This window comes from Staphylococcus sp. HMSC034G07, from assembly GCF_001835975.1.
GTDB classification, from domain to species: Bacteria; Bacillota; Bacilli; order Staphylococcales; family Staphylococcaceae; genus Staphylococcus; species Staphylococcus ureilyticus.
Genome location: NZ_KV826593.1, coordinates 498,982 through 513,590, shown reverse-complemented (window position 1 = coordinate 513,590; position 14,609 = coordinate 498,982). Strand labels below are relative to the sequence as shown.

The window sequence follows — 14,609 nt, the reverse complement described above, 5'->3', positions numbered from 1 at the left end:
TAACTGGTACTTTACACTGTACCAATAATCCCTTAAATTTTAGAAAACTACAGGTCTTATGTAGAAGCAAAGAGGAGGGGTTATTGATGACAAATCAATTTGAAAGCTATAAGAGACAACGTGATAAGTATGTAGCACGTGGTGTTGGGAATGGTAATCTGCATGTTGCAGATCATGCACAAGGTGCTACGATCACAGATGTAGAAGGTGAACGTTTCATAGATTTTGCGGGAGCAATTGGTACATTAAACGTTGGACACACACACCCTAAGATAACCAAACATTTAAAAGAACAACTAGACAACTTTATACATCCTGGCTTCAATGTCATTATGTATAAAAGCTATCTCAACTTAGCTCAAAAATTAACAGAGATTACACCTGGTGATTTTGATAAAAAAGTGATTTTACTTAATTCAGGTGCAGAAGCTGTAGAGAATGCAGTGAAAATTGCTAGGAAACACACTGGAAGGCAATCAGTTGTTTCCTTTGTAAGAGGTTTTCATGGACGTACAAATTTAACAATGTCTATGACAAGTAAAGTAAGGCCTTATAAACTTGGATTTGGCCCATTTGCACCAGAGGTTTACCAAGCGCCATACCCTAATATTTCAGAAAAATCCGAATACTTATCTGAAGCAGCCTATATTGATCAAATGATTGATAAGTTACATGATTTTTTCATAGAGACTGTAGATCCTAGTGAAGTAGCTTGTATCGTGATGGAACCAGTCCAAGGAGAAGGCGGATTTATTATTCCGGATAAAAAATTCGTGAAAGCAGTTAAAAAAATATGTGAAGCGCATGACATTATTTTTGTAGCAGATGAAATTCAAACAGGTTTTGCACGAACAGGTAAAACATTTGCGATTGAACATTTTGATATAGAACCCGATTTAATAACTGTGTCTAAATCATTGGCTGCAGGATTTCCATTAAGCGGTGTAGTTGGAAAAGCGGAAATTATAGACAGTGCATCTCCTGGAGAACTAGGTGGCACATATGCTGGAAATCCCTTAGCTTGTGAAGCTGCTTTAAAAGTCATTGAAATCATTGAAGAAGAAGACTTAAACAATAAAGCAGAACAAATTGGAAAACAACTTGAAAGTTTCTTATATCGCAGTGCAGAACAATATTCATTTATCACAAACATTCGTAGACTTGGTGCTATGGTTGCCTGTGAAATCATCGATGATCAAACCGGTCAGCCCAATAAAGCATTGACTGGAAAAATTATTCAAACAGCGAATGCAAATGGTTTGTTATTATTATCTGCTGGTATTAAAGGTAATGTTTTACGATTCTTAACACCGCTTGTTATTACAGACGATGAATTACAACAAGGATTAGAAATATTGTCTGAAACATTTGAAAAAGTGAGTATAGCGGAAGCACATCTGGACGTTTAAAATTTTATTTTTAAATAACGGGTATAGTTAAGTCATACCTCATAACAAAAATAAATGTAAAGGAGAGAACAATAATGAGTCAATTAGAAGTTTATAATCCTTCTACCAATGAAATTATAGAACGTTTAAACTACACAAGTCATGATGAAATCCATTCGCAAATTGAACGTGCACGTACAGCATTTGAAGAATGGAAATTAGTTGATGCACACGAACGTTCAGCAAAGTTATATCAATGGGGGAAACTCATTGATGAACATCAGGATGAACTTGCGAAGCTTATTACACTTGAAGGTGGAAAACCTTTAGCAGAAGCTAAAGGGGAAGTCATATATGCGAATGCTTATGTAAAATGGTATGCGGAAGAGGCTAAGAGAGTATATGGACGTACGATACCTGCAAATACGTCATCTAAGAAAATAGTGATTGATAAATTTCCGGTAGGTGTAGTAGGGGCGATAACACCTTGGAATTTCCCGGCAGCGATGATAACGCGTAAAATGGCGCCTGCATTAGCTGCTGGATGCACAATCATTTGTAAACCTGCTGTCAAAACACCTTTAACAACCATTAAACTAGTTGCACTAGCACATGAAGCCGGCATACCCAAAGATGCGATATCCTATATTATTGCGTCTGGTAAAGATGCAGGTGATATCTTCACCACACATAAACTGATTAATAAAGTGACATTTACTGGATCGACTGCTGTTGGAAAATCACTGATTGAACAGTCAGCGCAAAGTGTGAAAAATGTAACGATGGAGCTAGGTGGTTTAGCCCCTTTAATTGTGCATAAAGATGCTGATATTGAAGCAGCTGTAGAAGGTACGATTGCTTCTAAGTTTAGAAATGCAGGGCAAACATGTATCTGCGCGAATCGTATTTTTGTACATCGAGATATTGCTGATCAATACACAAACCGTTTGATTGAGAAAGTCAACGAACTTTCTGTTGGTGATGGTCTGCAAAAGGATGTAAACATAGGACCACTCATTGATAAAGCTGCAGTTGAAAAAGTGATGACACATATTACAGATGCACAAGCTAAAGGTGGGAAATTATCACGGTCAGTAGATGAAATACAAGCGCTAAAAGGAAATTTCCTAAAACCAGTGGTTATCTCTAATGTGAATTTAGATATGAAAGTAATGCATGAAGAAACTTTCGGTCCAGTTGCACCGGTTATGGTTTATGAAGATTTAGATGAAGCAATAAAAATGGCAAACGATACAGAATTTGGCTTAGCTTCTTACTTCTTCACAAATGATTATCGTACAGGATTAAAGCTTTATAATGAGTTAGAATATGGTGTTGTTGGGTGGAATGATGGTGGTCCTTCAGCTGCTCATGCACCATTTGGTGGTTTGAAAGAAAGTGGTTATGGCAGAGAAGGTGGCACTGAAGGTATAGAGCCATACTTAGAAACAAAATATTTATCCATAGGTATTTAAAGTGCCAGTTAGAAAGCACTGGTTGTAAATAAAGCAAAACGTATGAATCTAAACGAACAAGAAAGTGATGATTAGATTGAAACTAATATAGAAAATTTAAGCTCATTCACTTTTAATTCAATGAATGTTATGGGGTATGTAAAATGAAATCTCAATTTAATAAGACGATGAATATTGTTGATGTCTTATTTCTGGCAATCGGCGCAATGCTTGGATGGGGCTGGGTCGTATTATCAGGAGAATGGGTATCAACAGCTGGTTTTGTAGGAAGTGTTGTGGCATTTTTACTCGGTGGATTTTTAGTCATTGTCATCGGACTTACATATGCAGAATTAGCTGCAGCAATTCCAGAAACTGGCGGCGGTTTTGTATTTGTTAAAAAAGCTTTTTCACCAGGCGTTGCCTTTATATCAGGTTGGTCCGTATTATTTGGCTATGTTTCAGTTATTACATTTGAAGCGGTCGCATTGCCCACAGTGATCGACTATGTTATTCCATTTCAACATCAAGGATTGATGTGGAATATCGCGGGGTGGGATGTATACTTCACATGGGTGATCATTGGCTCAATTGGAAGTGTCATTTTAACTTCACTTAATTATTTTGGTGTAAAGCCTGCAGCAATCATGCAAACAGTTTTCACAATTTTTATTGTAGGCGTTGGCTTATTACTTGTATTTGGTGCAGGATTTAATGGTAATTTCAATAATTTACAGCCATTTGAAAATGGTATTGGTGGAACGATGTCTGTATTAATGATGATTCCATTTCTGTTTGTGGGCTTTGATGTCATCCCACAAATTGCAGAAGAAGTTAAAGCACCTGCGAAAAAAATTGGCGGTATTTTAATATTATCAATTATCGCTTCTGTGATTTTTTATTTGCTCATTGTATTTGGTGTAGCAACAGGTTTATCACCTAAAGCTCTAAGCAACAGTAATTTGGCGACAGCAGATGCAATGGCTAACTTATTTGGTCATAGTGGATTTGGCGTCTTGCTAGTATTAGGTGGTGTAGCTGGCATTATTACAAGTTGGAATGCTTTTATTATTGGTGGTAGTAGAATTCTGTATGCTATGGCGAAAAATCACATGATTCCTAAATGGTTTGCATTTATTCATCCTAAATATAAGACACCTACACATGGTATTTTGTTTCTTGGTATCTTAGCGTTTGTTGCACCACTTTTAGGTAGAGCAGCACTTGTATGGATTGTTAATGCTGGTGGTATTGGTGTGGTATTAGGGTATTTACTTGTAGCGATTTCTTTTATGAAGTTACGCAAAGTGCAACCTGATTTAGCTAGACCCTATCGTATAAAGAATGGAAAACTCGTTGGGACTATCGCTATTGTTTTAAGCGTTTTGTTTATAGTCATTTATTTACCAGGTATGCCATCATCGTTAGCATGGCCTTCCGAATGGCTTATCGTATTGGCTTGGTATGCAATCGCAGCAATTTTATATGTAACACAAACAAGAAAAGCTACTGCAAATGTCCCTGTAAACGCACGTGTGGATAAAGAGTAGAGTGAGATTGAAAATATATTTATCATTACATTGATTTAGATGAACATAAATAAATCCTGAGACATGTAAATTGTCTCAGGATTTGTTTTATATTGTATGTCGTTTGCTATTTTGCAATGTGAATCAGTTGGTCACCAGGACGTATCCATTGTTTTTTAAAACAAATTCTATAAAGAAAGAAACTGATAATGGCTGGCAATAAAATGTGGAAAGTAAGAATTAAGGACCAAGTCTGTATAGAGCCACCCATTGTATTGATAGTCATAATTTGACCGATGAAGCCGCTTGTGCCCATACCAGCACCTGCAGCATTATTTGTCATAGGGAAGCACGTTGTCATAATAGATGCAACAATAGCGCTTGTAAGAGTAGGTGGTAGTAAAATCATTGGATGTTTAATGATATTTGGGACTTGCAACATACTTGTACCAATACCTACAGAAAGCACACCACCCCAACCATTATCTTTATAGCCAGTAACTGCAAAACCAACCATTTGTGATGCACAACCAATTGTTGCTGCGCCTGCAGCGAGGCCATTCAAATCTAACATCAACGCTAAAGCTGCACTTGAGATCGGTGCAGTTAAAGCTAAACCAAAGATAACAGAGACTAAGATACCCATGATGAACGGTTGTTGATCCGTGGATGCAATGATAATTTTGCCTAAGCCTGTCATAAATTGATTTAATGCTGGTCCAAAAGCCTTTGCAATAAAACCACCAATTAATATCGTTAGTAGTGGAGATAAAATGATGTCGATTTTTGTTTTGCCAGCATATAATCTACTCAGTTCAACAACGATGACTGTAGCGATATAAGCGCCTACTGGACCACCATCAAAAGTTGTATAACCTAATGTACCTACGATAACACTAGAAAATGTAACGAGTGGTTTTGCGCCTAAACCATAAGCTATCGCCACACCAATAGCGGCACCAGTCATGGACATTGCTACTTTACCGATTGCTGATAAAAATGTCAGATTTAATTGTGGTAATAATGTTTGTTCTCCAAGCGTTTCTAAAATCAATCCGATAATCAAAGAGCCAAATAACCCTAAAGCCATATAACTTAACGCTTCAATAATCCATCTATGTAGATAATTTTTCATACTTCCTCCCCTTAAAACCATTGATAATTAGCAAATTAATATAATTATATAGTTTGTCGTGGTTTATAGCTAGTCTATTTAAGGATTTCTTAAAAACTTACATTAAACATGCTTGCTGAAAAATATTGAAAACATTAAGGAATAGTCTCAGTGAGCACATGTTATTTCAAATGCAGTATTCGATTTTTTATGATAAAAAAATGCGTTAGTTAGATTGAGTATAGCAAGATAAGTAATATTGACTGAGGTGTGTAAGACGTTATTACAAATTGCATTTAAACATTGTTATATAAAAACACACCCTGACATTAAAGATCAGGGTGTGTGTTAAGCTTTATTATTGCCAAGTTTCCTGGGAAATATAAAGCTATTGCTGAATGGTTATTAAGCTTTGTTTACTGATGCATCATAGATAGAATCGATTGTATCTGCTAAAATTTTATCAAATTCTTCATCTGATTGATTGACATTTAAGTCATTGATTAATGCACGAGAGAAACTAGCAATTAAGTCTTTGTTTTGTTTTAAAACTTCGTTAGCATGTTCTCTACTATAACCACCGGATAAAGCAACGACACGAACCACATTAGGGTGTGCGATTAATTCTTGATATTGGTTAGCTTTAGTTGGGATTGTTAATTTTAACATTACGAGTTCATCGTCATTTAATTTATTTAGCTCAGCTAATATTGCACTTGATAAGTATGATTCAATCTCTGCTTTGTTATCAGCATTGATATTTACCTCTGGTTCGATAATTGGGACCAATCCAGCAGAGATGATTTGTTTTCCAATTTCGAATTGTTGTTGTACAACTTGGTCAATACCAGTTTTATTAAATTCTAAAATATTAGAACGCATTTTTGTACCGAAAATTTTATGATCATTTGCACGGTTTAATAATTTATCTAAATCTGGAATTGGCTTCATTAATTGCACGCCGTTTTGTTCTTCAGCTAAGCCTTTATCAACTTTTAAGAAAGGAACGACACCTTTATCAGCTAAATAGTCACCAGTATGTTTACCTTCTACCTCACGGTCCATCGTTTGTTCGAAAAGAATTGCACCAATGATTTTATCTGAACTGAATGCAGGTGATGAAACAATTCGTGTACGCATATCATGTACAAGTTTAAACATTTCATCTTCACTGTTATATTGATCTTCAGTTACACCATAGTCACTTAATGCTTTAGGTGTACTGCCACCACTTTGGTCTAATGCAGCAATGAATCCTTTGCCGTTTTTCACTTTATCAAATTGTTCTTTATTCATTCTTACCACTCCTTTTGCTTTTATTCATATATAGTATGATAAAAATTAGGTGTCAACGCAAGTTGTAGGCTCTAAGTGAAACGAATTATTCATATTTTAATATGGTTAGCAATGTTGTATGTTTCATAATCATTTATTATTTCGTTAATGCTATTAAAAATATAGGTGTTGGATTATAAAATTCATCATGTGATTGATAAATGCGTTTATGAATGGTCGTATCTACATGGATGGGTTTCGTATTTATTTGCTTAAGGATATTTAAATCGTATTGAGGGCGGTCGTAGTGATTAATTGAAATACTTTGCTTTATATTTTCACTCTCTGCTAACATCGTGTCTCCTAAAGTATGATGCGCGTGGTGATTTGGTATATCACTATAATCTGTAAAAGCATCGTTGCCATAATCTCCATCGATATTAATGAGCGTAGCATTTGGTTTTAAAACGCGTAACCATTCTTGGTAGGCAGCTTTTGTATCTGGTAATAACCATGTAACATTTCTAGAAATGACTAGGTCAAAATACGCATCGTCAAAATGTAAATGTTCAGCATCCATGACTTGAAAGTTGACATTTATATTAAAACGTAATGCATTTTGCTTAGCAGATTGAATCATTTCAGGGGAAAGGTCAATACCAGTAACTTGTGCACCTTGTTGTTGACATAGAATTGCTAGAAAACCTGCGCCTGTGCCAATGTCTAAGATTTTTATACCGGGTTCGATTGTTATAATTTGGTTTATTTCAGATAGCCATCTTTCTGCGTGCACACTTTTAAGTTCTGCTTGCTTGTCTTTGCTAAAAGAAGTCGCACGCTTATTCCAATAATTAATGATTTTACTTTTGTTCATGTTAAATACCTCATTTATTATAAATACATTATATATGAATTATAAGCTATTTTAGTTGAAAAGTATGGGATTAATAGTTTTGCAAAAAGAAAAACGGGACAGGAATCGCTTGTAAAGCATGATTTCTGTCCCGTTCTTTATGTGCGTTTTTCTAATTACTTACGTGGTAATCCGTATTGATTAACTGCTTTGTCACTATCGGTAATCATGTAAAAGAAAGCGACAATATTTAAAATGAAGAAAATAATGCTACTAATGCCGAAAATAACTGCTAAAATATTGAAAAATAAGCCGTCACCAGATGGGATAAATGAGGCAATTAAAAATAACACGGAAAAGACGCCAAATATAATTGGAAAAGTCATCGTCCGACCAATATCATGCATGCGTCTTGTAGCCACTGAAAAATCAGGAATAAAGATAATAATTGTAAATAAAGCGCTAATTGCGTCACTTATCGACGTTGGTATTTTGAAAATATAGTCTAATAGTATAGCCAATAGAATAGTGATTAATATATTGACTAAAAATGGAAACCACAATTCTTTTCTTCTAGCACGCCCTTTAAAATCAAGCGCATTTTTCCAATACAATTTATAATAATGCCACATGATATAAACTCCCTTTGTTAAATATTGAGAATTACCAATATTATTTTTTAAAAAATAAAGTATATTGAAACTTAATTGTGTGTTGAATTTACTATAGAAAAAGGAAAATAGCAACTGTTCGAAAAAATATAAAAATAATATTAATACATAAATAACGCATAATAATACAAAAAGAAAGTTTGTTCCGTTCGTTAATTTCGTTAAATTTAAACTTAACACTGTGATTGTAACGATTTTAGAGACTGTGACTAATAGAAATATTATATATTTATTCATCTTTTGTGTTTGTGTTTTTTGAATGCAATTTGCATTATTATTAAAAGTTCGTTAGGCTCATGTTTGTAATTTAATAAATGGTTTTGCTAAAAAATTATAGTGATTAGCAAATTTTTTACATATTTTACTAACAATAAGGGGTGTCTATTGTGAAAAAAGAAAGAGTAAAAGTAATGGATTGGACGACCTTTATAGGGTCTTCATTGATATTACTGATTGCAGTTATTCCGATGATGGTTTTTCCTAAGGCCAGTCAGGACATAATTACGCATTTAAATGAGGTCGTGTCGAGTACACTCGGCTCAATATATTTATTGATTGGACTTGCAACGTTAATATTTGTACTTTATATTGCATTTGGTAAATATGGTAATGTGACGCTTGGTAAAGCGACAGACAAGCCTGAATTTAATAATTTTAGTTGGGCAGCTATGCTATTTTGTGCCGGAATTGCTTCAGATATTTTATATTGGGGCGTTATTGAATGGGCATTCTATTATCAAGATCCTCCACATGGCGGTAAAGGAATGACGGATAGTGCATTGAATTACGCTACTATGTATGGCATGTTCCATTGGGGACCAATTGCTTGGGCCACATTTGTATTGCCAGCACTAGCAATTGGTTATCTTGTTTTTATTAAGAAAAAACCAGTTTATAAAATTAGTCAAACAATGCGTCCGATTTTAAGAAGTCAGACAGATGGTATTATAGGAAAAATAGTTGATATTCTATTTATTTTTGGTCTGCTTGGTGGCGCAGCTACTTCATTAGCACTGGGTGTGCCAATGATTTCTGCAGGCATAGAAAAATTAACAGGTATTGGAGACAGTATGTTGATGCGTAGCATTATTCTCTTCACAATTACAGCTGTCTTCGCATATAGTTCTTATTCTGGTTTGAAAAAAGGAATTAAAGTTTTAAGTGATGCGAATGTTATTTTATCTTTTGTATTACTAGGATTTGTATTTATTGTTGGACCGACTGTATTTATTATGGAAACGTCCATCACTGGTATGGGTAACATGATTAAAAATTTCTTCCAAATGGCTACATGGATTGAACCATTTGGCGGTATAGGTGGTCGTAAAGAAACGAATTTCCCACAACAATGGACGATTTTCTATTGGTCATGGTGGATTGTATATGCGCCATTTATAGGATTGTTTATTGCGCGTATTTCTAAAGGACGTACACTTAAAGAAATTGTGCTTGGAACAATTGTTTATGGGACGTTAGGATGTGCACTGTTCTTTGGTATTTTTGGAAACTATGCAGTTTATTTACAAATCACTGGTTCATTCGATGTGATCCATTTCTTAAATACGCATGGTACAGAAGCTACTATTATAGAAGTTATGCATCAATTACCATTCCCTAATTTAATCATTGTACTATTCTTGTTATCTGCATTCTTATTCTTAGCGACTACATTTGATTCAGGTTCATATATCTTGGCTGCAGCTTCTCAAAAGAAAGTCATCGGCGAGCCATTAAAAGCAAATAGATTGTACTGGGCTTTTGCATTATGTCTATTACCATTTGGACTGATGTTAGTAGGTGGTGAACGAGCGTTAGAAGTCTTGAAAACAGCTTCTTTATTAGCTAGTGTCCCGCTGTTGGCTATATTTGTCATGATGATGATTTCATTCTTAAGGACATTGTCCGAAGATAGATTGAAACTAGAAGATAGAGCCGAAAAATATAGGGAAGTAGAAAGACGTTCGTTACGTATAACACAAGTAAGAGAACGGAAAGAAAATGATAAGTAATATAAAACAAGCGCACCACTATCTTATTTTACGGTGAGATAGTGGTGCGCTTATTTTGTATAGAGACAGTGATTCGGATTACTTTGTAAAACGAGTAGCATGTATAGTATTCAATCACTATGAACACATACTTAAAGCTGAGACATTATAAACTGTCTCAGCTTTTTAACTAAAAATGTTAAAAGCAAGCTTCCAACATAACTATGACTCTTTTTTTTCTGGAATTGGGAAATATTTAAATATTTCACCAGATTCTAATGCATTGCTTAAATTATCTAACCATTCATAATAAGGTAAAGTATCTAATAATTGTTGTTTAACTTCCTCTGCTTCAGATTTTGTAGCTTCATCTGCTTTGCTGTTATCAATAATCTTATCAAGGATGGCTACTGCATCATGAACACCTTCTGAATTAATAACAATTTCACGACGCCATTTGCGTGAAAAGAAATTACTAAAGAAATTAAAGAAATCTTTTTCAGCGACAAAATGTTGTTTTCTACTTCCACGTGTGAATTGTTGCTTAACAATATCAAATTCTTGCAATCTTTTAACACCAGCACTCATGCTGGGCTTGCTCATTTGTAATTGTTCTCTCATTTCATCAAGTGTCATACTGTCTTCAAAGAGCATTGTTCCAAATAAGTTTCCTACACTTCTATTGATGCCGTACAAATCCATGGTTTCGCCAATAGCATTAATAACGATATCCTTAGCTTCCTCTAATTGATAATCAGGGTTGGTCGAATGTACCAATTGTCCACCTCCGTTCAAGTCCTTATAGAGTTAAGTGAAAAATAAATAGTGAGTTTCTATAGTTTACCTTCCATATAAAAAAGATGCATGCATAAACCCCTATCATATTTAAACACATTTGACACTTTTTCAACTACTATGATAACATAAAGTTCATAAAATTCGTTAAATAAAAATTTAACAAACTTAACGGAGGTAATTTTAATGGAACTTGTAGATCATTTATCTCGTCTTCAATATATTGATGGAGCATGGGTGGAAAGCTCAAATAAGCAAACAAGAGAGATTATTAATCCATATAATCAAGCAGTTATTCTAGAAGTAGCAGAAGGAACTGCGGAAGATAGTGAACGTGCAATTTTAGCAGCAAGACGTGCTTTCGAAGAAGGCACATGGGCTAATGAAACAAGTGAAAATAGAGGTAAGAAAGTTAGAGCAATAGCTAATATGATCGAAAAACATCGTGAAGAATTAGCGAAACTTGAAACGTTAGATACAGGTAAGACATTAGAAGAGTCTTATGCTGATATGGACGATATTGCAAATGTATTTAACTTTTTCGCTGGGTTAGCAGATAAAGATGGAGGAGAGATTATTGATTCTCCTATTCCGAATACAGAAAGTAAAGTTGTTAAAGAGCCAGTAGGTGTTGTAACACAAATCACACCTTGGAATTATCCTTTACTTCAAGCATCTTGGAAAATTGCGCCAGCATTAGCGACTGGTTGTTCTTTAGTAATGAAACCAAGTGAAATTACACCATTAACAACAATCCGTGTGTTTGAATTGATGGAAGAAGTAGGCTTCCCTAAAGGTGTCATTAACCTAGTATTAGGTAAAGGTTCTGAAGTTGGAGAACCACTATCAGCACATAAAGATGTCGATTTAGTTTCATTTACAGGCGGCATTCAAACAGGTAAACATATCATGAAACAAGCGGCAGATCATGTAACAAATGTTGCTTTAGAACTCGGTGGTAAAAACCCTAATATTATATTCGAAGATGCAGACTTTGAACTTGCAGTTGATCAAGCGCTAAATGGTGGCTTTTTCCATGCAGGTCAAGTATGTTCAGCTGGTGCAAGAATCATAGTAGATAACAAAATAAAAAAACAATTTGAACAAGCGTTAATTGAAAGAATTAAAAATATTAAATTGGGCGACGGCTTTAACCCAGAAACTGAAATGGGTCCAGTAATCTCTGCAGAACATAGAGAAAAAATAGAGAAATATATAGAAATAGCTAAATCAGAAAATGCCACTATTGCTATCGGCGGTAAACGTCCAGAACGTGAGGACTTACAAGACGGCTTATTCTTTGAACCAACAGTGATTACTGATTGTGATACTTCAATGCGTATCGTTCAAGAAGAAGTGTTTGGACCTGTAGTAACAATCGAAGGTTTTGATACAGAAGCGCAGGCAATCACACTAGCTAACGATTCTATTTATGGACTAGCTGGCGGTGTATTTACTAACGATGTTGGTAAAGCAGAACGTGTCGTTAACCAATTGAGAATGGGTACAGTTTGGATTAATGATTTCCATCCATATTTTGCGCAAGCACCATGGGGCGGATATAAACAGTCAGGTATTGGTAGAGAACTTGGAAAAGAAGGTCTAGCAGAGTACCAAGTTGAGAAACATATCCTTCGTAACACAAATCCAGAGCCTGTAAATTGGTTCGGTAAAGCGTAACGTTAATCACAAAATTTACGATGAAGCTTATAAATATGTATATCAGGAGGCTATATAAAAATGAGAGAAGCATATGATTATATTATTATCGGAGGCGGTAGTGCCGGATCAGTATTAGGTGCGAGAATTAGTGAAGATGTATCTAATAACGTACTTGTACTTGAGGCAGGACGTAGTGACTATCCTTGGGATTTATTAATCCAAATGCCAGCTGCTTTAATGTATCCAGCAGGCAATAAACTGTATGATTGGATTTATGAAACTAACGAAGAACCACATATGGATGGTAGAAAAGTAGGTCATGCCCGTGGTAAAGTGCTTGGTGGTTCAAGTTCTATTAACGGCATGATTTATCAAAGAGGTAACCCAATGGACTATGAAAAATGGGCAAAACCTGAAGGCATGGATAATTGGGATTTTGCACATTGTTTACCATACTTTAAACGTTTAGAAACAACATTTGGTTCAAGTAAAGATGATCCATACCGTGGCCATCATGGTCCGATTAAATTAAGAAGAGGTCCTGCATCGAATCCATTATTCCAAGCGTTTTTTAATGCAGGTGTAGAAGCGGGCTATAACAAAACACCAGATGTTAATGGTTTCCGACAAGAAGGATTTGGTCCTTTTGATAGCCAAGTTCATAATGGTCGTCGTGTTTCAGCTTCAAGAGCATATTTACATCCAGCAATGAAACGTAAAAATTTAGACGTACAAACACGTGCTTTTGTTACTAAACTAAATTTTGAAGGAAATAAAGTAACTGGTGTTACATTTAAGAAAAATGGTAAAGAACATACAGTTCATGCTAAAGAAGTCATTTTATCAGGTGGTGCGATAAATTCACCACAATTATTACAATTATCTGGTATTGGTGATTCAGAACATTTACGTTCTGTAGGTATCGAGCCACGTTTACACTTACCAGGTGTAGGCGAAAACTTTGAAGACCATTTAGAGGTATATGTGCAACATGCATGTAAACAACCTGTATCAATGCAACCAAGTTTGAATAAATTGAAAATGCCATTTATTGGTTTGCAATGGATATTAGGTCGTAAAGGTGCTGCAGCATCCAATCATTTTGAAGGTGGCGGCTTTGTTCGTTCTAACAATGAAGTAGATTATCCAAACCTAATGTTCCACTTCTTACCGATTGCAGTAAGATACGATGGTACTAAAGCGCCAACTGCACATGGTTATCAAGTTCACGTTGGTCCAATGTACTCTAATTCACGTGGCCACTTGAAGATTAAATCTAAGGATCCATTTGAAAAACCGGATTTCGTCTTCAATTATTTGTCTACTGAAGAAGATAAACGTGAGTGGGTAGAAGCAATTAAAGTAGCTAGAAATATCTTGTCTCAAAAAGCTTTAGATCCATTCAATGGTGGAGAGATTTCACCAGGACCTGAGGTTCAAACAGATGAAGAAATTATCGAATGGGTAAAACGTGACGGAGAAACAGCATTACATCCATCTTGTAGTTGTAGAATGGGACCAAAATCTGATGAAATGTCAGTAGTAGATCCTGAGACATTTAAAGTACATGGTATGGAAAATTTACGTGTCGTAGATGCTTCAGTTATGCCACGTACGACAAATGGTAATATTCATTCTCCAGTATTGATGATAGCTGAAAGAGCTGCTGATGTAATTAGAGGTAAAAAACCATTAGAACCTGAATATATTGATTTTTATCGTCATGGTGTACATGATAAAGACGCAGGTACAGTAAAATAAAGAACATGCTATTAATATATAAGAACCTCCTATTTTCATTCGTAATAAATGAAAACGGGAGGTTTATTTTAATGGATTGAAACCATTGGTTATGAAATAACAACCTCTTTAATTTATGA

11 protein-coding genes are annotated in these 14,609 nt (G+C 35.1%); 6 read left to right on the top strand and 5 right to left on the bottom strand.

Annotated features, from left to right (window positions below; all coding sequences use genetic code 11):
• The first annotated feature begins 86 nt into the window (after positions 1-86).
• From gabT to HMPREF2586_RS03620, 3 genes are all read left to right on the top strand, one after another.
• Positions 87-1,409, top strand: coding sequence for a 4-aminobutyrate--2-oxoglutarate transaminase (gabT, locus tag HMPREF2586_RS03630; protein WP_070658042.1), 1,323 nt, complete (start codon positions 87-89; stop codon positions 1,407-1,409).
• A 74-nt stretch (positions 1,410-1,483) separates the two neighbouring features.
• Positions 1,484-2,863 carry an NAD-dependent succinate-semialdehyde dehydrogenase gene (locus HMPREF2586_RS03625; protein ID WP_070658041.1) on the top strand — a complete coding sequence of 460 codons (1,380 nt, stop codon included), beginning with the start codon at positions 1,484-1,486 and terminating at the stop codon, positions 2,861-2,863.
• 143 nt (positions 2,864-3,006) lie between these two features.
• Positions 3,007-4,392: an APC family permease gene (locus HMPREF2586_RS03620; RefSeq protein WP_064209163.1), complete on the top strand. Its 1,386-nt coding sequence runs from the start codon at positions 3,007-3,009 to the stop codon at positions 4,390-4,392.
• A gap of 106 nt (positions 4,393-4,498) precedes the next feature.
• Here HMPREF2586_RS03620 and HMPREF2586_RS03615 read toward each other — a convergent pair whose 3' ends face one another.
• From HMPREF2586_RS03615 to HMPREF2586_RS12805, 4 genes are all read right to left on the bottom strand, one after another.
• Positions 4,499-5,506, bottom strand: a complete 1,008-nt coding sequence (locus tag HMPREF2586_RS03615) for a PTS sugar transporter subunit IIC (RefSeq protein WP_070658040.1) — start codon at positions 5,504-5,506, stop codon at positions 4,499-4,501.
• Positions 5,507-5,890: 384 nt separating this feature from the next.
• Positions 5,891-6,781: a fructose bisphosphate aldolase gene (locus HMPREF2586_RS03610; protein ID WP_046206621.1), complete on the bottom strand. Its 891-nt coding sequence runs from the start codon at positions 6,779-6,781 to the stop codon at positions 5,891-5,893.
• 136 nt (positions 6,782-6,917) lie between these two features.
• Positions 6,918-7,634 carry a class I SAM-dependent methyltransferase gene (locus tag HMPREF2586_RS03605; RefSeq protein ID WP_070658039.1) on the bottom strand — a complete coding sequence of 239 codons (717 nt, stop codon included), beginning with the start codon at positions 7,632-7,634 and terminating at the stop codon, positions 6,918-6,920.
• Between the two features lie 155 nt (positions 7,635-7,789).
• Complete coding sequence (locus tag HMPREF2586_RS12805; protein ID WP_046206623.1) at positions 7,790-8,245, bottom strand: DUF805 domain-containing protein; 456 nt, start codon at positions 8,243-8,245, stop codon at positions 7,790-7,792.
• Positions 8,246-8,670: 425 nt separating this feature from the next.
• Between HMPREF2586_RS12805 and HMPREF2586_RS03595 the strand changes: the two genes are divergently transcribed.
• Entirely contained in the window at positions 8,671-10,293 is a 1,623-nt protein-coding gene (locus HMPREF2586_RS03595) for a BCCT family transporter (protein ID WP_103161376.1), read from the top strand.
• Positions 10,294-10,494: 201 nt separating this feature from the next.
• On the opposite strand, the gene HMPREF2586_RS03590 is transcribed toward HMPREF2586_RS03595, so the two are convergent.
• On the bottom strand, positions 10,495-11,049 hold the full coding sequence (locus HMPREF2586_RS03590) for a choline uptake/conversion transcriptional regulator CudC (RefSeq protein ID WP_046206624.1): 555 nt from the start codon (positions 11,047-11,049) through the stop codon (positions 10,495-10,497).
• Positions 11,050-11,253: 204 nt separating this feature from the next.
• Here HMPREF2586_RS03590 and betB point away from each other — a divergent pair, with 204 nt between their 5' ends.
• Both betB and betA read left to right on the top strand, forming a co-directional pair.
• A complete protein-coding gene (gene betB / locus HMPREF2586_RS03585; RefSeq protein ID WP_070658038.1) occupies positions 11,254-12,747 on the top strand; it encodes a betaine-aldehyde dehydrogenase in 1,494 nt (497 codons plus the stop codon).
• A gap of 60 nt (positions 12,748-12,807) precedes the next feature.
• A complete protein-coding gene (gene betA / locus HMPREF2586_RS03580) occupies positions 12,808-14,490 on the top strand; it encodes a choline dehydrogenase (RefSeq protein ID WP_046206626.1) in 1,683 nt (560 codons plus the stop codon).
• Positions 14,491-14,609: the final 119 nt, after the last annotated feature.